Below are 18,463 nucleotides of genomic sequence, written 5' to 3' on the forward strand. Positions count from 1 at the left end.
ATTATCGGCCCTCCCCATCGCTGTCGGCATACACATGCAGCAGCGTATCCTCAGGCTTCGGAAAAGGAGCAATATCTGCATATTCAATCGCTTCCTTGACTTCGAGCAGCAGCTCAGCCGACAAATCAGCGTCCTTGGCCTCATCCCAAATGCCGCATTCGATCAAGTAATTTTTCATGCGGGCTACGCCGTCCTTGGCCCAGTTCTCATCCACTTCTTCCTTGGTCCGGTAAGCCAGATCATTATCCGAGGTAGAGTGAGGAGACAGACGGTACATCATCGCTTCGATCAACGTCGGACCATCACCACGCACAGCGCGTTCACGTGCTTCCTTCACAGCCGCATATACGGCCAGCGCATCATTGCCATCGACCCGAATTCCAGGGAACCCGTAGCCCAAAGCACGATCGCTCACCTTGCCCGCCAGCTGTTTATGAATCGGCACTGATATTGCATATTGATTGTTCTCGCACATAATGATGACCGGCAGCTTCTGTACACCTGCAAAGTTACAGCCCTCGTGAAAATCCCCCTGATTGCTGGAGCCTTCCCCAAATGTAACAAACGATACAAAATCCTTTTTCTGCATTTTGGCAGCCAGCGCTACACCCACTGCATGCGGAACCTGTGTAGTTACTGGACTGGAGCCTGTCACAATCCGCAGCCGTTTACTGCCAAAGTGACCCGGCATCTGACGACCGCCGCTATTCGGATCATCTGCCTTGGCAAATGCTGACAGCATCAGCTCGCGTGGTGTCATCCCCACAGCAAGCACGAATCCGTAATCCCGGTAATACGGAAGAAAATAATCCTTTTCCCGATCCAGACCAAAAGCTGCCCCTACTTGTGCCGCTTCCTGACCAATGCCGGAAACGTGAAAATTAATTTTTCCTGCCCGCTGCAGGAGCATATTGCGCTCGTCAAATTTCCTTGCAAGCAGCATATATCTGTACATGTCAATTACTTGTCCGTGGGTAAGTCCCAGCTGTTCATGTCTGAAACCAGCGTCTACAGCGCCTTTTGAACTCATCGAGGCACCTCCTTAAGTATCAAAACATCCTACTACCAGCACCTAGTACCATCTTGTCTTAAAACCTGGTACTAAACTCTGACTAACCCCATTATAATCCTTTTCTCCCCAAAAAGAAAAGCACCGATTTATTTGAATGGTTTATATGCCGATTGCCCGTCCATCAACCGCCAGCATCGCTTCTCCCAAAATCTCCGACAACGTCGGATGCGGGTGAATAAGCTGTCCGACTTCCCAAGGCGTAGCATCCAGCAATTGTGCAAGGGCCGCCTCGCTTATAAGGTCCGTCACATGCGTACCGATCATATGTACACCGAGAATATCATTCGTTTCCTTGTCGGCAACAACTTTGACGAACCCGTCCCGACTACCATATACGAGCGATTTTCCGATAGCTTGAAAAGGGAACTTCCCTGTTTTCACCTGATGTCCCCGCTCACGTGCCTCTTGCTCCGTCAAGCCGACACTCGCTGCCTCAGGACGTGTATAAATGCAACGCGGAATCAGATGATTCGGTACGCTGTGAAAATCTTCACCCGCCAGGTGGTGAACCGCCTGCAAACCTTCATGGCTCGCCGCATGCGCTAGCTGTAAGCCCCCGATGCAATCCCCGATTGCATAGATATGCGGCTCATTCGTCTGTAAATGCTCATTAACCGAAATAAAGCCACGCTCTACCCGAATATCCGTATTTTCCAGTCCGATATTTTCCACATTCGCCTGACGGCCCACTGAAATGAGCAGCTTGGAGGCGCTGAGGGTTTCGGTTTCATCCCCTTTTTGCACGTTAATCTGTACGCCTTCCCCATCCTTGCCGTATGTTTCGGCCAGCACCTGCGAGCCCGTCAGCACCTTAACCCCACGCTTGGTTAACAAGCGCTGCATTTCACGCGAAATATCCTCATCCTCGGTTGGAATAAGGCGATGGGCTGCCTCAACTACCGTAACCTCCACGCCAAAATCATTTAGCATGGAAGCCCATTCCACACCAATAACACCTCCACCTACGATGATTAGCGACGCAGGTAATTCTTCCAGCATCAGTGCTTCGTCACTGCTTAGAATAAATTCGCCATCCGGCTCCAATCCGGGCAGCACACGCGGGCGTGATCCGGTCGCAATCATGAGATGGGCAGGAACGACCGTCTCCATCTCACCATCTTCCAGCTCCACAGCTACTGCACCGCTTTTTGGTGAAAAAATCGACGGTCCAATCACGCGTCCCTTGCCGCTCAGTACCGTGATTTTATTTTTGCGCATCAAAAATTGAACCCCCTGATGCAGCTGCTCTACCACAGCTTCCTTACGCTCCTGTACTTTAGGGAACACAAGCTGCGCACCCGACGTCTCGATACCATATTGCGCACTTTCCTTAATGGTTGCATATACTTCCGCGCTGCGCAGCAAAGCCTTGCTCGGAATACAGCCACGATGCAGACAGGTTCCGCCAAGCTTGTCCTGTTCGATAATAACGACTTCCTTGCCGAGCTGGGCTGCGCGAATCGCCGCCACATATCCCCCGGTTCCCCCACCTAAAATAGCGACATCACAATGTATAGTCATGCTTCTCCTCCATTAACTATGATTATATATAGCTTATTGTACTCTCTTTATTTCTCTATACAAAATATAGCGTTTATGCACTCATCTTATTCGTACAGTGCATCCCGCAATTTGGTAGACATCCTTGGGTTTTGAGCTGATTTGGCTCGCAACGCATTGCGGAACGATTCATTTTGCTGGCGCAGAAGATTCAGTTCTGTCTCCAGCTCAGAGATCAACTCCTGTGCTTGCGGGCTTATCAGCCCTTGCTCCAGCAATGTTCTTTTTCTGGCACTATAATCCGTAGCTTTTTGGTTCATGCCTGTCCCCTCTTCCCTTCTTTCCACTACACTTCACCATATCATGCCCGTGGCAACAGAGCAATGACGACCACATTCACATTCAAAAACAAATATACACAAACATGTCGAAAAACAATATATTTTCTCTGGTCTGCATGCTGCTCATTATGGTAATCTATAATGGCTTTTTCTTTCGGAAAATGATGATTCACAGCGTTATGCGCATGATAGAGAGAGGGGAATTCGCGTTGCCTACAGGACGAATTACGATTATTACAGGCCCCATGTTTAGTGAAAAATCCGGTGAATTGATTCGCCGCTGTCAAAAACTAATCCAATACGGGCACCGCAAGGTGATTGCATACAAACCGGCTGAAGATAACCGCTACGCCACGGACGAAATTGTAAGCCGCATCGGATATCGGCTGCCCGCTATTTCTATTCCAAGAAAACTCACAGATGAGCTGGTTCAGCGTATTTTGGAAGAAACGAAGGAGGCCGACGTGGTCGCCTTTGATGAAGTCCAGTTTTTCAGCCGTCATATTATGGCTCTGATACAGGAGTTGGCTTATTGTGGCAAACATGTCATTGCAGATGGCTTGAATCTGGACTACCGGGGCAAGGAATTCGGCTATATTGGCGGTCTGCTTGCCATGGCGGATGACATCGAAAAGCTGACCTCTTTTTGCGCCGTATGCGGCAGCTCGGAGGCGGTATTTACCCAACGGATGGTAAATGGAAAGCCATCCACAGTAGGGCCCATCGTGATGATCGGCGACTCTGAGGCCTATGAGCCTCGCTGTCGCAAATGCTTTATACCGCCTCATAAAGTAAACTGCGATTAGCACGCGATCACCCATGACTTTTTCCTTGCATTTTTTTGGAACGAATGGAGCCACCAGCCCGTATATCCGGTTAAGCTGTACAAGCTTCCAGTTTGTCGTTTGTATACATGACCATGAGATTATCGGGGGGCGTACTTATGAGTTTTTTCAACAAAATCTTAGCAAGCGCAGGAATCGGATCAGCCAAGGTCGATACATTGGTGGATCAAGCCGTATATGTGCCTGGGGAAGAGCTCAGTGGCATCATGCGTATCAAGGGCGGTAAAATTGATCAGGAGATCGGCAAAATCGACATTGAGCTCAAAACAGAATATATCGTAGAGCACGATGATAAAAAAACCACTGCTAACTGCTGTATCGCACGGATCAAGGTGTCTGACGGCTTTCATTTAAAGCAAGGACAGGAGCTTGAAATTCCTTTTTCCTTCCAGCTTCCGCTGGAAACGCCTGTCACTCATGCCAAGCAGCCTGTGTGGCTGGAAACGGTATTAGATATCGACATGGCTTTGGACCCAACTGACCGTGACTCACTCAAAATCGAGCCGCATCCTTATATGAGTACGGTATTTGAGGCGGTTCACCTGCTCGGCTTCCGATTCCGTTCCTCCACCTGCGAACGTCATCCCAAGCTGGGACGTGGTGTTCCGTACGTGCAGGAATTTGAATTTGCACCTGGATCGGAATATGCACGCGATATCGAAGAGCTGGAGCTGATCATGCAGTTGGAACCCGAAGGCGTGCATGTGCTTGTCGAAGTAGACCGTAGAGGCAGAGGATTATCCGGCTGGCTGGAGGCTGCCTTTGATATGGACGAGCGTCACGCCTGGTTGAGCTTAAGCCGTGAAGAGTTATCCTATGGTCCAGATCACATTGCGGATGCGCTGGAGGAATTGATCGACAGACAGCTTCATTAAAATAAGCGAATGCAATCCCAAAAAATCCCCACCGTTAACTACGGCTGGGGATTTTTAACTATATTCTTGGTTGTCGACATCTGCATAGACTAAAGTGGCAACATATCCTGTCTTTCTGCCTTAATCCTGCACTCCTTGCATGCCCCGTAGAGGGAACCGTTATCGTCGGCATAAAAGATTAATTTGTCTTCTTTTCTACAAAAGGAGCATTTTTGCTTACCCCTGTGCTGTATAGGATCAGACAGTCCAAACCCGGATTGGACCTGCCTGCCTGTTGCTTCTGTCGTCGTGCTGGAGCCAGAGGGAGAGGATACCTTAAACTTGGATGTGTTCCCAACACGAGGCTTTCGGACAGGCTTGCGAGAGCGAAATTCAACGACATTGCTGCCTCGCTGTTCGTTCAATTGTTTTTTGCTGCTGCGACCACGCCGTGTCATAACAATCCATCCCAACGCCACCACCAATACGCCGATGACCACCCAAGTTAAGCTATTCCACATGTTCTCACCCCGCCTTTGCTTTTATTCTGATCACACTCCAGCCGCATCATTATTTATCATTATATCATTGAGTGAACATAATCACCATATTAAGGAAAAGGGGGATATGGCAGAAAAAGCCGCTCTACAATAGAGCAGCTTTCCCCTGAAACTAAGTAAATAATAGCCTTCAAATTATACTTTGAATTTGCCGATTTGCCCTTGCAGATCCTCTGCCATCGTAGACAGGTTTCTTGCAGATGAAGCAATTTCCTCCATCGAGGCCAGCTGCTCTTGAGTTGCAGCAGACACGTGCTGTGTACCGGCTGCAGCTTCCTCGGCAATTGCCGAAATTTGCTTGACAAAACCAACAATCTCATCGGTACTTGCAGACATTTGCTCCGAACCAGCAGATACCTCTTCAATTTCGCTTGCCACTTTATTCACGGTTTCCTGAATCAGTTCAAAGGATGCACCTGCATTTTGTACGACTTCCCGACCTGTCATAACATCCTGCCCATTGGCAGCTACCGCCTCAATCGCATGTGCGGTATCCTTTTGAATCAAGCCCACAAGTTCCGTAATTTGTTGAGCAGAATGAGCCGATTGTTCAGCCAACTTGCGCACTTCGCCTGCAACTACGGCAAATCCGCGACCGTGCTCTCCTGCGCGGGCCGCTTCAATGGCGGCGTTCAGAGCAAGAAGGTTGGTTTGACTCGAAATATTGGTAATTACATCAATTATTTTGCCAATTTCATCTGAACGTTCTCCCAATCCAGCCATAAGACCTGCCAAGCTATTCATCGAGTCATTCACAGCATTCATTTGCGTAACAGCCTGCTGAATCATCTGATTACCCTCAGCTGATTTGTGAGCCGCATCCTGAGCTGATGCAAATACATTTTGCGCACGAATGGCAATTTGTTCTACACCGATGGACATTTCCTCGATAGCCTGGGACGATTTGGTCACCATATCCACCTGGTTGCCCGTTCCGGTAGCTACTTCTTGTACCGTTTCGGTTATTTGTGCAGAAGCTTGGCTATTTTGCTCTGCGCTGGCCGTCAATTCCTCTGACGATGTGGTTACCATTTCAGTTGTCTTACTAACCGATTGAATCAGTTGACGAAGGTTTTCAACCATCGTATTAAAGGAAAGGGCCAACGTACTAATCTCATCCCTGCCCTTCACAATGATAGCCTCACCTGTAAGATCACCCGATGCAATGCTCTCAGCAGCACGACTGATTCGCAAAATGGGTTTAGAAATAATCTGGGCGATGATGACTGCCATAATCAGTGCCAACAAAACGGCAGCAATACTCAATATGATGACTATTTGTCTACCCGAGATAAAGTTGTCAACGGCTTCTTGCGTAATCTGTTTTGAACCATCTGCATTCAGCTTAATAAGTTGATTGATCGTGTCGTTCGCACTATACCATAGCACATAAGACTCTTTGTGCAGAATGCTGGATTGAACATAATCGTTAGCTTTCCCGGCTGCAATTACCTCTGGCAGCTTTTCCAGGTACGCTGCATATTTTTTGGAAAAGTCCTCGTACATTTCGCGTTCTTTTGGAGTGGCAATTAATTTTTCATAGGTTTTTCGTCCGCTCTCGACCTTTTTCAAAACCTTATCGTATTCCGCTTGCACCTTCTCCATTTCCGCCGGGTCGCGTTCTACAATAATATTCAAGGAGAGCCGTTCTACATCAGATACGTCGCCGTTCAGCGTTCCCAGAATCGTTACACTAGGCATCCAACGGCTATCGATTTCCATCGAATTATCACCCAGGTTTTTCATTTTTGAGATGGACACTAAGCTAATGACGATCAATAAGACAATAACCGCAAGAAAACCCAATAACAATTTCGCTCGGATGTTAAATTTCATATTTTCGCTCCTCAATCTCTTTTATATATAGATATTATATCGACAAGAATCGACAGTTTGTTTATATCAAATTTAAGAGATTTTCAGAAATGTTTCCAATAGGAAAATTATTTCTTCATGTGGGTTAGTGCATCTGATTTGGGTTAATTTTATAAACTACGTTGAGGCTATTATATTTCATGATCTCCAACAATTGTTCCGCCATGTAACGAGGGGAGTGCTGAAAATCTCCATTCACCCACTCTATGATCATCCCCAGAATAGCATAAGCATAATAACTAGACTGAAGTTCTTGATTTATGTGATTATTCTGCTGTGTATTTACAAGATCCTGTATTGGAAGTTTTTTAAGCTCATTACAAATCTTTGTCTGGACTCCTGGAAGCATATCTGTTTTCAACACAATTTCATAAAAATTTGCATACTGCGCAATATGCTCGAAGATTTTAATGGTGGAAGCCACCATGTCTCCCACTACAAAAGTTTCAGCCTGACGGTAAGGTTCCCGATAGGAATCCACTAGATCCAATAGAACCTCATCAATAACCTCTCCCAACAGATCTTCCTTGTACTGATAATGCTTGTAAAATGTCCCTCTATTGATGTCTGCCTGCTGTACGATATCCGTTATGGTTATATCCTTCAAATCTTTTTCTTTTAGAAGGCACACTAAAGATTCCCTCAATAGTTTTTTCGTTCTTCGAATACGTTTATCCTGAACTAATGTTGGATCAGTCATGCGGCACCGCCATTATTTTAAATTTTATATACACATAATAGATATACTGTTCAAAAAGCAACAATTTGCTGCTTGTTTGCTGATTGTGGTTCATTCATTTCTTTGATTATACTATAAACAGAGGGGAATGATACTTAGTAAACAGGTGTTCGATAAAGTACATTGCACATGACTGAACATGCGGAGGGATCATCATGAAACTTCAAGGTAAAGTTGCAGTAGTCACAGGAGCTGCCTCTGGGATGGGCAAGGAAATAGCCATTTTGTACGCTAAAGAAGGGGCTAAAGTGGTTGTATCTGATATCCATTTAGATTCGGCCAACTCAACCGTAGCAGAGATTGAATCGTTTGACGGAACTGCTATTGCTATTGTAGCGAACGTTTCCAAAGAAGCAGATATTCAAAATCTAATTGATACCGCCGTAAGCACGTATGGAACGTTGGATATTTTAGTTAACAATGCGGGGATCATGGATAATTTTGTTCCGGCTGCTGATTTGACCGATGAGCTCTGGGAACGCATATTTGCAATCAACAGCACCGGACCTATGCGTGCCATTCGAAAGGCACTTCCTATTTTTACCGACAAAGGCGCTGGGGTCATTATTAACATCGCTTCCCTGGGAGGGTTGCAAGGCTCTCGAGCGGGAGCAGCCTATACTGCAGCAAAACATGCTGTTGTCGGCCTAACTAAAAATGTAGGCTTCCAATATGCTAATAAAGGTGTACGGTGTAATGCTATTGCTCCCGGCGCTGTAATTACCAATATTGCAGCTTCCATTAACGCACCTAATGCATTTGGTATGGAAAGAGCGATGGCTGGGCAAAACCTGACTCCTAGGGCTGGGGAGGCCGAAGAAATCGCGAAGGTCGCTCTCTTCCTCGCATCAGATGATTCCAGCTTTGTAAATGGAACTGTTATTACGGCTGATGCTGGTTGGTCCGCTTACTAAAAAAGTGAATAGTTAAACGAAAAACCAGTCCAACACAAAAGTGTCGGGCTGGTTTTTATGGTTATACTACGATTTTCGGGCACAGCGTTTCTTATTCTCTTCATGCTTTTAGCCCTTTAGGACACCTTATTCTCAATCCGCAGCTTGTCAGCGACCATCGCGATGAACTCTGAGTTGGTTGGCTTGGATTTGGAGATATTAATGGTGTAGCCGAAAAGGTGGGAAATGCTGTCGATATTTCCACGTGTCCATGCTACCTCGATCGCATGACGAATGGCGCGTTCCACGCGGGATGCCGTCGTTTTGAATTTTTCGGCGATTGCCGGATATAATGTTTTGGTGATGGCACCTAAAATTTCGATATTATTGTACACCATCGTAATGGCTTCGCGTAAATATTGATAGCCCTTAATATGAGCGGGTACACCGATTTCGTGAATGATGGCCGTAATACTGGCGTCCAGATTTTTGGTCTTACCCATCGGCACAACATTGGAACGCATGGATGAAACGGTCACCGGACTGTTGCTGACTAGCTGTGGCCCCACCAATTGGCGAACACGGTTGGCAAGCACTTCCATGTCAAACGGCTTTAAAATATAATAAGATGCCCCCAGCTGTACGGCTCTCTGTGTAATATTTTCTTGACCGAATGCAGTCAGCATGATGATTTTCGGCTGTGGAGTCAGGTTCATTTCTCTCAAACGCTCCAATACACCGAGACCATCCAGATGAGGCATAATAATATCTAAAATAAGTACATCAGGTATGTTGCGGGATTCTTCGATGCGTTGAAGCACTTCTTCACCGTTATAGGCGATTCCTGTAACTTCCATATCCTCCTGATCGGAAATATATTCAGCAAGCAAATTCGTAAATTCCCGGTTGTCATCAGCCAACAATACCTCAATTTTTTGCAATGTACTTCCTCCTTATTGAGTGTTATTCCGTTGGGATTTCTATTTACAGTATATAAATATTTCTTGTCGGAGTATATGATTTCGACATCGAATTATGAATTCCTTCTGTCGAAAATTATTTTTATTTATTTTTTTTATCGTTTCCATTATAATTAAATTTTTATCTTGCTTTTATGAGCTAATTCCCTGCTTTTCGACAAAAAAATCTTAGGGCCACTAGCTCGCCTTAAGATTGTTTGTCATGCTCACATTATTTTGCATAATTCCTGCATCACGCAGCATCCATTCGATAAAGCAACCGTAGCCAGATTTCGGATCGTTTACAAATACATGTGTCACTGCCCCGATAAGCTTGCCATTTTGAATAATTGGACTACCGCTCATGCCTTGTACAATTCCACCCGTTTTCTCCAGCAGCTTTGGATCTACAATACGGATCACAAGTCCTTTGGTTGCCGGTTTGTCCTGTTGAGAAATGTGTACAATCTCTGCTTGAAACCTTTGAATCTGCTGACCTTCGAGGACGGTCAATATTTCTGCGGGTCCTTCCTTTACTTCATTGGCAAGAGCCACAGGAATGGGCTTTGAATATAAGCCATATTTCGGCTCATCGGACATTTTCCCAAAAATTCCGAAGTTTGTATTACGTTCAATGTTGCCTAATATCCGATGATCTTTGAGAAAATGAGCGCGTTTTTCCCCTGGCTCCCCACTTTGGCTTTTTGCAATTGATGTCACATTGGACTGCACAATCTCTCCACTCCCCACGACAATAGGGGTTTGAGTATTCATGTCGGTAATTACGTGTCCCAAAGCACCGTAAACACCCTGATCAGGAGCGTAAAACGTTAATGTACCTACACCCGCAGCCGAGTCTCTAATGTACAATCCTAGCCGCCACGCTTTATCATCTGAATCATAGGCTGGTGTTAGCTTGGTCGTAAGGGTCTGCTCCCCTCGACAAAGCGTAATGTCAAGCGGCTTTTTGTTCTTACCTGCTTCGTCTACCGCCTCTGCAACTTTCGCCAGGCTATCCAGCGGCTTGCCGTTCATATGCGTAATCCGGTCCCCTAAACGAATTCCTGCTGTCTCTCCAGGTGATACCTTGCGATCGTGACTTTCCTGGATGACATGGTGACCGACGACAAGCACTCCTGAGGATTTTACCTTGACCCCAATCGTCTGTCCTCCCGGGTATACTTTTAAATCGGGAATCACGCTCTCTTGAGCTGTTCTCGTGCTTTTAGAACCGTACCAATCCAAAGAAGCTTGTGGAGGCAGCGCCGCATGCACATACGTAGCGTTACCGATAGAACACATAAGAAAAACAAGCAAAAGACCGAGCAATTTGATCCTGGAGTAAAAATTCAATGGCTGTCACGCTCCCTTTGCTTCTTTCGCTTGACGAGTAAAGGTGGTCGCCAATTGCGTACCTATAAGGTAACCTTGCCCCCAGGCTTTTATAACTGTTAATCATTACGCCAGCCGCTCTTTTCAGGCTTTCTTTCCTTCCGCCAAATTCAACATTTCCTGTGCGTGATGCAATGTTTTTTCGGTAATTTCTACGCCGCCCAGCATACGTGCCAATTCCTTGACACGCCCTTCTTCGGTTAATCCCTCAATTTGTGTCATGGTCCGTCCATCATAAACGTTTTTCTCAATTAAATACTGGTGATCCGCCATACATGCCACCTGCGGTAAATGAGTAATGGAAAATACTTGGCAGACAGAGGACAATCGATACAGCTTCTCGGCAATGGATTGAGCCGCACGACCACTCACTCCGGTATCCACCTCATCAAAAATGAGTACCGGAATTTGATCATGACGAGCAAAAATGCTCTTCATTGCCAACATAATACGTGACAATTCACCGCCTGAAGCGATTTTGCCAAGTGGACGAAGCGGCTCGCCAGGATTGGGAGAAATAAGGAATTCCGCATTATCAATCCCTTGCTTGGTAGGTCTTACACGAAGTCCTTTATATTCATATCCTCGTGGATCTTCAATTGCATCCATACGCACCTTGAGTGACGTTCTTTCCATTTGAAGGTCTTTTAATTCTTGTTCCACTTGCTCTGCAAGCTCTTCCGCGCAAATTTCACGTGCTTCCGTAAGCTCTTCCGCAATTTCCAGCAAATCCGCAAGCAGCTGATCTCGATTTGCAATCAATTGCTCCAGTCGTTCATCCTTATTTTCCAGCAGGTCGGTTTCCTGCTCAATACGGCTATAGTATTCCAAAATCTGCTCGATACTATCACCATATTTTCGTTGTAGCCCGGTAATTTGATTCAAACGTTGTTCTACTTCGTACAGCTTCCCCGGATTAAATTCAATATCCTCACGATACGAACGTAATTGAAATGCTGCATCCTCCAACTGGTAAAAAGCTGATTGAATCTGCTCGGCAATAGGCTGAAGGCTTTTGCTGTCGTAGTTTTGGACATCATTTAGTCTGGACAATACATCATTGATCACGTCCAGTCCACCTTTGCCGTTTAGCAATTCGTAGGCTCCTGATATCCCATCCATCATTTTCTCACTATGGGATAGCTTGACCCGTTCTTCTGCCAATAATTCATCTTCCCCCAATTTCAGCTCCGCTGCAGCGATCTCTTCCAGTTGAAATCGGTACATATCCAATAGCTGATAAGCCTTCTGGCTGGAACTTTGCAATTCCCGTACTTCTTTTTCAGCCTTGACAAAAGCATTGTAGCGCTCTCGATACAACGCTTTGACCGGACCAATGACCGTATCCCCGAACGTATCCAAGAGCGCCAGGTGACGATCTGCACGCAGCAAGCTTTGATGCTCATGCTGTCCGTGGATATTGACTAACTGCTCGCCTACCTCACGCAACATCGTTAAATTAACCATTTGCCCATTAATTCGTGAAGAGCTTTTCCCTTGGACTGTGAGTTCGCGACGAATCAGCAAATGCTCCTCCGCATTGGCTTTAATGCCTTGTTGCTCCAACGTACTCCACACTGGATGATTGGCAGGTAGTTCAAATAAGGCCTCCATCTCTGCTTTATCACACCCATAGCGCACAAGATCGGCAGAGCCTCTACCGCCTGCAATTAGACCCAGCGCATCGATAATGATGGATTTACCAGCACCTGTTTCTCCACTCAAAACGTGAAAGCCTTTAAAAAAATGAACATCAACAGCTTCTACAACTGCCAAATTTCGTATAGACAAAGTGACCAGCATCGTTCTTTCACCTCATGATGTACAAATTAAAACGCCTGATTTGCCAATTAGGAAATGAAGCCCATAAGACGATTCACGATGGCTTCGCTGTTCTCTTCCGACCGACAAATAATCAGAATGGTATCATCCCCGCTAATCGTCCCCATAACCTCAGGCCATTCAATGTTGTCCAGTAAAGCAGCAATGGAGTTGGCTGTTCCCGGCAGACACTTCATCACAATCAGATTTGTTGTGTGATCAATATGCAAAAAATTGTCAACCAACGTACGTTTCAGCTTCTGCACCGGATTATACCGCTGATCTGAAGGCATCGAATATTTATATCTGCCATCATCCATTGGAACCTTAATGAGCAGCAGCTCCTTAATATCGCGTGATACAGTGGCCTGAGTCACCTGAAAACCAGCCTTGCGCAATGCTTCAACCAGCTCATCCTGTGTCTCAATCTCCTGTTGTGAAATAATTTCCCTGATTTTAATATGTCGTTGACCCTTCATATAATCCTCCTGTGGATTAATCTTCATATTCCTCTTCTTCGAGGTCTTCCATTAATGTAATAAGGCGAATACTTTGCTCGTCCGTATCGACGTACAATACACCCGCGCATCCCGGATAGAGCAGCAAATACGGCAAGAGCCTGTCCCGCAATTCAGGACCGCTCCACTGAATTGGTTTCTTCCGGCGTGATGTTGTAACCATATATGTCGAACCGTTTCGTACAGCCACGTAGTCTATAAACAAACGACTATACACGGTATTTCCATTCACTTTAAAAGCAAGCGGTATTTTCATTTTTCCGCCCACCACTTCATAACCTGCGTTTTCAAGCAGGTCCACGGCGGGGCCTTCGTCCAGCTCCTCGTTAATCGGTATCGTCTTTAACACAAGTGGTTCGGGCTCCTCTAACCATGCACGCAGGCTGTATAAAGCCCATATTGCTAATATCACCCCGATCACAACAATGATAACCGTATCATATCGTGTGTCCATGAATCGATCACCTCATGGACATATTCTAGGACAAGACGTAAAATTCCTCTATACTCCTCATTATAGGCGAACGTGAGTTCGATAATCAATCCCCCACACCAAAAAGGGGTTCCCTTAAGTTCACCGAACTCATGAGAACCCCTGAATGTTACTTGCGCGACGGACCATTGTTAAAAGTCTGACCCGCTTCCTGAACGGTACGCTCAATCAGTGAACTGAAATCGTCGTTCTCCAGTGGCAATTTTGCAACCAGAGCCTCGTCCAAACGCCAATGCGCCAAAAATTCAATATTGCCCTCTCCACCTGTAATCGGAGAATAGGCCAAGTCTTGCAGCGAGAGGCCAAGCTCTTGCGCAAACAACAGGATGGTCTGCAACACTTCTTTATGCGTAGCAGGGTCACGGACTACACCGGATTTTCCAACCTTTTCACGGCCGGCTTCAAATTGCGGCTTGATCAGAGCTACAATATCGGCAGGTTGTTTCAGCAATGCAAGCAGCGGAGGCAAAATAATGCGCAACGAAATAAAAGAAACGTCAATACTTGCGAAATTTGGAACAGGACCGTTCAAATCCGCAGGTGTCATATACCTGAAATTTGTTTTCTCCATGACACATACCCGTTCATCATTACGAAGCGACCAGTCCAATTGATTATAACCGACGTCAATCGCATATACGTATTCCGCTCCATGCTGAAGCGCACAATCTGTAAAACCGCCGGTGGATGAGCCGATATCCAGCATCGCCCTGCCGTTCATGTCGAGCGCAAATTGGCGAATAGCCTTTTCCAGCTTCAATCCTCCACGGCTTACATACGGATGCACCGATCCCTTAACTTTAAGCTCGCTGTCGCGTGGCACCTTCATACCCGCCTTCTCGATCCGCTCGCTGTCCGCCAGCACTAAACCTGCCATGATAGCGGCCTTGGCTTTTTCCCGGCTTTCAAAAAAGCCTTGTTCTACAAGCAATACATCAATGCGTTCCTTCGGAACAGACATGTTAATCTCCCTTTAGGCAGCCAAGCTGCTTTTGTCATACTTTTTTTGTAATTATTCTCGTCTTCGCTCCAGGTTCCCTTATACCGATTGTCCCATGCCATAAGCCGGCTCTGCAGTCCATTGACGAAGCTTGAGGCACACGGATTCAGCGGTGAGCCCCACTTCAGCACGCTGCTCTTTAATGGAGCCATGCTCCACAAATATATCAGGAATCCCCATCAGACGCACCTGTGCATTTTGAATTCCTTCTTTAGCATAAAATTCCAGCACAGCGCTACCCAAACTTCCCGCTTCGGAAGCTTCTTCCAGAACGATCAGCTTCGTATGCTGGCGGGCCAGTTCACGCAGCATATCCTCATCCACAGGCTTGAGGAAACGGGCATTGACGACACCTACCTGCAGGCCTTCTCGTTTCATCGTCTCCGCAGCCTCCGTCGCCACCTGAAGCATCGGGCCTGAAGCAATTACAGCGTAGCCCTCACCCTTGCGCAGAAGCTCCCAACTGCCAATCGGTATGGCTTTCAGTTCCGAATCCAATGGCACACCCACCACATTAACACGCGGATAGCGATAAGCAATTGGGCCATCATCGTAGTCCAGCGCTGTTTTCATCATATGGCGCAGCTCGTTTTCATCCTTAGGCATCATAAGCACAAGATTAGGGATATGACGTAAAAATGCCACATCGAACACGCCATGGTGCGTTTCCCCGTCAGCCCCGACAAAACCGGCACGATCAATCGCAAACATCACATTCGCATTATGGCGGCAAATATCATGTACAATCTGATCGTAAGCACGCTGCATAAAGGTGGAATATACCGCAAATACCGGCTTCAGTCCCTCCATCGCCAATGCGGCACACATGGTAGCTGCATGCTGCTCGGCAATGCCGACGTCAATCATCCGTGTAGGGAACTCCTCGCTGAATGGTACCAGTCCAGAACCACCAGGCATAGCAGGCGTAACCGCTATAATGCGTTCGTCCTGTTCAGCCAGCTCAATCAGCGTCCGCCCAAAAATTTCCGTATACATGGGGTTGCCCACAGCCTTGAGGACCTGACCGGATTCAATTTTGTACGGACTGATTCCGTGCCATTTGTGTGAATCTGCCTCCGCAGGCTTGTAGCCCTTGCCCTTAGTGGTTACGACATGCACCAGCACAGGACCCGTGACGTTATCGGCCTGGTGAAAGGTTTCGATCAGCTTCGGCAAATCATGTCCGTCGACCGGACCAAGATACGTAAGACCCAGTTCCTCAAACAGCACGCCAGGCACCATCATATATTTAAGACTGTCCTTGACACGGCCAGCCGATTTGGCAAGTTTACCGCCAATAGCGGGTATTTTTTTCAACAAAACTTCGAGCTCATCTTTAGCCCGCAAATAGTGACGATCCGAGCGGATTTTGCTCAAATAATTATGCATGGCCCCAACATTCGGCGCTATTGACATTTCGTTGTCATTCAGAATGACCATCAAATTTTTACGTTCATGACCGATATGGTTCAACGCTTCGAAGGCCATGCCTCCGGTCAACGCTCCATCCCCGATCACCGCAATAACTTTATTGTCCTCGCCCTTCAAATCTCGTGCCAATGCCATTCCCATCGCCGCTGACAGAGACGTGCTGCTATGACCGGCTTCCCAGACATCATGCTCGCTCTCGCTTCTCTTGACAAATCCACAAAGTCCATCACGCTGACGAAGAGTATCAAACCGGTCCATTCGCCCTGTCAATATTTTGTGCACGTAGGCCTGATGTCCAACGTCATAAATCATCTTGTCCTTCGGACTGTTATAGCAGTAATGCAGGGCGATTGTGAGCTCAACCACTCCCAGATTCGATGCCAGATGCCCCCCAGTCACGGACAGCTTCTCAATCAAAAAGCTCCTGATTTCCTCGGCTAGAGAAGCCAACTCCTCAACCGACAGTGATTTCAGATCGCCTGGTTGCTTTATGTGTGGAAGCAGCACGCATATCTCCCCGCTTTCCTTCAAGTTTGTGTGTAAAGTTAACAAATATTATATCATACTTTATGACCTTGCTTAAACGCAGACAAGTCAAAGCAGCTTTAACCGCACTAATGATCACGCTTCATCAGGTAATCCGCAATCTCCAGCAAACGCGACGAATCCGGTATACCGCCTTCTATTAACGCTTTTTTGGCAGATGCCGTAAGCTTCTCCACTTGCTGCTGGGATGCTTCCATACCGATAAAAAACGGATAAGTTACCTTTTCCTGTTCAACATCACTTTGTGTTTTTTTACCCATTTTGCTCTCATCGCCTATGAGATCCAGTATATCGTCCTGAATTTGAAAAGCCAGACCCAGGTCGCGTCCAAATTGGCGAAGCGCTTCTAATTGATTCTTGTCCGCTCCGCCGATTCGTCCACCTGCCAAGAGGGAGAAAATGATCAAATCAGCGGTTTTATGGAGATGGATATACTCCAGTTCCTCGATACCTGTCAACCCCTGCTCGCCGGACATATCCGCGACCTGGCCACCTACCATGCCCCGTGCTCCGCTCATTTCGGACAGCTCCTCTACGATGGACAGTAGCGCATCAGATGAAACCCCATGACGCCGACCTGCTTGTACGACGCTGTAAAAGGCGTGGGTCAGCAGTGCGTCTCCCGCAAGGATAGCAACCGCTTCGCCATATACCTTATGATTCGTCAGCTTGCCCCGACGGTAATCATCATCATCCATAGCTGGCAAGTCGTCGTGAATGAGGGAATACGTATGTACCATTTCTACCGCACATGCCACCGGCAACGCAGCCTCCCTGCTTCCGCCAAATGCTTCGGCAGCCGCGATCACAAGCAGAGGCCGCAGACGTTTTCCGCCTGCGGTGAGTGAATAATTCATAGATTCTCGAAGAACTGCAGGAATGTTCCAATGGGCCGGGAACTGCTCGGTTAACGCAGACGAAACCGCGTCTGCCGTCCCGTTCAAATACTCCTTGAATGACGGTCTATTCAACCCCTTCACCACCGTTTTCATCCAATCCGCCGCCGAAAGGCTTCTTGCGCAAATCTCCATCCTCTTCCACGATCATTTCAATTTTACGTTCGACCTGTTCCAGCTTCTGACTGCAAAGCTGAGACAGCTTCATGCCGCGCTGAAACAGATCAATGGCTTGCTCCAGAGGAACGTCTCCGTGCTCCAGTTGCCCGACAATTTCTTCAAGAGCGGCCATCGCCGCTTCAAAATTCAGTTCCGTTTCATTCGCCACCGTGCTTCGCGTCCTCCTTCATTCCCCATACTTGGCAATCCAACTGCCCGTCACTCACTTTAATCCTGATGGAATCTCCCGGCTGTACGTCTTTGAGCGACTTGATCAGCCGTTTTTCCTGCTCATCATATCCCAGGCTGTAGCCTCGGGCCATGACCTTGAGCGGGCTCAGCGCATCCAGCTGGCGAATGCCCGTATGCAGCTGCTGCCGTCCCGATTTCATAATCGCACGTATCGCTGACTCCAGCTGACGCTGCGCCATATCCGTCTGCTTGCGTGCCGAACTAATTTGTTCACGCGGATTAAAACGCTCCAGCACCTGACGCATACGCGCGTTTTTTTCCGCGTTTAAGCGCGTACGGTGGCCCGCTGCACGGATTAGCCGCTGCTGCAGCATGTC

The 18,463-nt window shown here is 47.1% G+C and carries 19 protein-coding genes; 3 read left to right on the forward strand and 16 right to left on the reverse strand.

Annotated elements, in window-relative coordinates; all coding sequences use genetic code 11:
• Position 1: 1 nt before the first annotated feature.
• From WG8_RS14220 to WG8_RS14230, 3 genes are all read right to left on the reverse strand, one after another.
• On the reverse strand, positions 2 to 1,030 hold the full coding sequence (locus WG8_RS14220; protein ID WP_007430903.1) for a thiamine pyrophosphate-dependent dehydrogenase E1 component subunit alpha: 1,029 nt from the start codon (positions 1,028 to 1,030) through the stop codon (positions 2 to 4).
• A 141-nt stretch (positions 1,031 to 1,171) separates the two neighbouring features.
• A complete protein-coding gene (lpdA, locus tag WG8_RS14225; protein ID WP_007430904.1) occupies positions 1,172 to 2,593 on the reverse strand; it encodes a dihydrolipoyl dehydrogenase in 1,422 nt (473 codons plus the stop codon).
• 86 nt (positions 2,594 to 2,679) lie between these two features.
• Positions 2,680 to 2,892 carry a hypothetical protein gene (locus WG8_RS14230; RefSeq protein ID WP_007430905.1) on the reverse strand — a complete coding sequence of 71 codons (213 nt, stop codon included), beginning with the start codon at positions 2,890 to 2,892 and terminating at the stop codon, positions 2,680 to 2,682.
• Positions 2,893 to 3,122: 230 nt separating this feature from the next.
• Between WG8_RS14230 and WG8_RS14235 the strand changes: the two genes are divergently transcribed.
• On the forward strand, positions 3,123 to 3,719 hold the full coding sequence (locus WG8_RS14235; protein ID WP_007430906.1) for a thymidine kinase: 597 nt from the start codon (positions 3,123 to 3,125) through the stop codon (positions 3,717 to 3,719).
• 137 nt (positions 3,720 to 3,856) lie between these two features.
• Positions 3,857 to 4,633: a sporulation protein gene (locus WG8_RS14240; RefSeq protein WP_007430907.1), complete on the forward strand. Its 777-nt coding sequence runs from the start codon at positions 3,857 to 3,859 to the stop codon at positions 4,631 to 4,633.
• Positions 4,634 to 4,722: 89 nt separating this feature from the next.
• Here the strand turns inward: WG8_RS14240 and WG8_RS14245 are convergent, their stop codons facing one another.
• The 3 genes from WG8_RS14245 to WG8_RS14255 form a co-directional block, all read right to left on the reverse strand.
• Complete coding sequence (locus tag WG8_RS14245; RefSeq protein ID WP_007430908.1) at positions 4,723 to 5,133, reverse strand: hypothetical protein; 411 nt, start codon at positions 5,131 to 5,133, stop codon at positions 4,723 to 4,725.
• A gap of 174 nt (positions 5,134 to 5,307) precedes the next feature.
• Positions 5,308 to 7,008: a methyl-accepting chemotaxis protein gene (locus tag WG8_RS14250; RefSeq protein ID WP_007430909.1), complete on the reverse strand. Its 1,701-nt coding sequence runs from the start codon at positions 7,006 to 7,008 to the stop codon at positions 5,308 to 5,310.
• Positions 7,009 to 7,132: 124 nt separating this feature from the next.
• Positions 7,133 to 7,747 carry a TetR/AcrR family transcriptional regulator gene (locus tag WG8_RS14255; protein ID WP_043891082.1) on the reverse strand — a complete coding sequence of 205 codons (615 nt, stop codon included), beginning with the start codon at positions 7,745 to 7,747 and terminating at the stop codon, positions 7,133 to 7,135.
• Between the two features lie 194 nt (positions 7,748 to 7,941).
• On the opposite strand from WG8_RS14255, the gene WG8_RS14260 reads away from it, so the two are divergent.
• Positions 7,942 to 8,700 (forward strand): SDR family oxidoreductase, encoded by a 759-nt coding sequence (locus tag WG8_RS14260; protein WP_007430911.1) that lies wholly within the window; start codon positions 7,942 to 7,944, stop codon positions 8,698 to 8,700.
• A gap of 116 nt (positions 8,701 to 8,816) precedes the next feature.
• Here WG8_RS14260 and spo0A read toward each other — a convergent pair whose 3' ends face one another.
• From spo0A to WG8_RS14310, 10 genes are all read right to left on the reverse strand, one after another.
• Positions 8,817 to 9,620: a sporulation transcription factor Spo0A gene (spo0A, locus tag WG8_RS14265; protein ID WP_007430912.1), complete on the reverse strand. Its 804-nt coding sequence runs from the start codon at positions 9,618 to 9,620 to the stop codon at positions 8,817 to 8,819.
• Positions 9,621 to 9,836: 216 nt separating this feature from the next.
• Positions 9,837 to 10,991 (reverse strand): SpoIVB peptidase, encoded by a 1,155-nt coding sequence (spoIVB, locus tag WG8_RS14270; protein ID WP_007430913.1) that lies wholly within the window; start codon positions 10,989 to 10,991, stop codon positions 9,837 to 9,839.
• A 123-nt stretch (positions 10,992 to 11,114) separates the two neighbouring features.
• Complete coding sequence (gene recN, locus WG8_RS14275) at positions 11,115 to 12,833, reverse strand: DNA repair protein RecN (protein ID WP_007430914.1); 1,719 nt, start codon at positions 12,831 to 12,833, stop codon at positions 11,115 to 11,117.
• Between the two features lie 47 nt (positions 12,834 to 12,880).
• Positions 12,881 to 13,330, reverse strand: coding sequence for a transcriptional regulator AhrC/ArgR (gene ahrC, locus WG8_RS14280; protein ID WP_007430915.1), 450 nt, complete (start codon positions 13,328 to 13,330; stop codon positions 12,881 to 12,883).
• A gap of 16 nt (positions 13,331 to 13,346) precedes the next feature.
• Positions 13,347 to 13,823: a hypothetical protein gene (locus WG8_RS14285; RefSeq protein ID WP_007430916.1), complete on the reverse strand. Its 477-nt coding sequence runs from the start codon at positions 13,821 to 13,823 to the stop codon at positions 13,347 to 13,349.
• Between the two features lie 148 nt (positions 13,824 to 13,971).
• Positions 13,972 to 14,823, reverse strand: coding sequence for a TlyA family RNA methyltransferase (locus WG8_RS14290; protein WP_007430917.1), 852 nt, complete (start codon positions 14,821 to 14,823; stop codon positions 13,972 to 13,974).
• Between the two features lie 78 nt (positions 14,824 to 14,901).
• Positions 14,902 to 16,800 (reverse strand): 1-deoxy-D-xylulose-5-phosphate synthase, encoded by a 1,899-nt coding sequence (gene dxs, locus WG8_RS14295; RefSeq protein ID WP_007430918.1) that lies wholly within the window; start codon positions 16,798 to 16,800, stop codon positions 14,902 to 14,904.
• 107 nt (positions 16,801 to 16,907) lie between these two features.
• Positions 16,908 to 17,831, reverse strand: a complete 924-nt coding sequence (locus tag WG8_RS14300; RefSeq protein WP_007430919.1) for a polyprenyl synthetase family protein — start codon at positions 17,829 to 17,831, stop codon at positions 16,908 to 16,910.
• Positions 17,803 to 18,063 (reverse strand): exodeoxyribonuclease VII small subunit, encoded by a 261-nt coding sequence (gene xseB, locus WG8_RS14305; protein ID WP_007430920.1) that lies wholly within the window; start codon positions 18,061 to 18,063, stop codon positions 17,803 to 17,805. Before xseB ends, WG8_RS14300 begins: the two co-directional genes overlap by 29 nt.
• A partial coding sequence (locus WG8_RS14310; protein ID WP_007430921.1) for an exodeoxyribonuclease VII large subunit occupies positions 18,053 to 18,463 on the reverse strand: 411 nt, incomplete at its 5' end. The genes xseB and WG8_RS14310, both read right to left, overlap by 11 nt.

Origin of the sequence: Paenibacillus sp. Aloe-11 (assembly GCF_000245715.1) — a bacterium.
GTDB classification, from domain to species: domain Bacteria; phylum Bacillota; class Bacilli; order Paenibacillales; family Paenibacillaceae; genus Paenibacillus; species Paenibacillus kribbensis.

Coding starts and splice junctions, on each gene's coding strand:
- WG8_RS14290 (WP_007430917.1), bottom strand. CDS start 14,823: ATGTCTGTTCCGAAGGAACGCATTGATGTATTGCTTGTAGAACAAGGC.
- WG8_RS14285 (WP_007430916.1), bottom strand. CDS start 13,823: ATGGACACACGATATGATACGGTTATCATTGTTGTGATCGGGGTGATA.
- lpdA (WP_007430904.1), bottom strand. CDS start 2,593: ATGACTATACATTGTGATGTCGCTATTTTAGGTGGGGGAACCGGGGGA.
- WG8_RS14250 (WP_007430909.1), bottom strand. CDS start 7,008: ATGAAATTTAACATCCGAGCGAAATTGTTATTGGGTTTTCTTGCGGTT.
- WG8_RS14220 (WP_007430903.1), bottom strand. CDS start 1,030: ATGAGTTCAAAAGGCGCTGTAGACGCTGGTTTCAGACATGAACAGCTG.
- recN (WP_007430914.1), bottom strand. CDS start 12,833: ATGCTGGTCACTTTGTCTATACGAAATTTGGCAGTTGTAGAAGCTGTT.
- WG8_RS14240 (WP_007430907.1), top strand. CDS start 3,857: ATGAGTTTTTTCAACAAAATCTTAGCAAGCGCAGGAATCGGATCAGCC.
- ahrC (WP_007430915.1), bottom strand. CDS start 13,330: ATGAAGGGTCAACGACATATTAAAATCAGGGAAATTATTTCACAACAG.
- WG8_RS14300 (WP_007430919.1), bottom strand. CDS start 17,831: ATGAAAACGGTGGTGAAGGGGTTGAATAGACCGTCATTCAAGGAGTAT.
- WG8_RS14260 (WP_007430911.1), top strand. CDS start 7,942: ATGAAACTTCAAGGTAAAGTTGCAGTAGTCACAGGAGCTGCCTCTGGG.
- WG8_RS14245 (WP_007430908.1), bottom strand. CDS start 5,133: ATGTGGAATAGCTTAACTTGGGTGGTCATCGGCGTATTGGTGGTGGCG.
- WG8_RS14255 (WP_043891082.1), bottom strand. CDS start 7,747: ATGACTGATCCAACATTAGTTCAGGATAAACGTATTCGAAGAACGAAA.
- WG8_RS14230 (WP_007430905.1), bottom strand. CDS start 2,892: ATGAACCAAAAAGCTACGGATTATAGTGCCAGAAAAAGAACATTGCTG.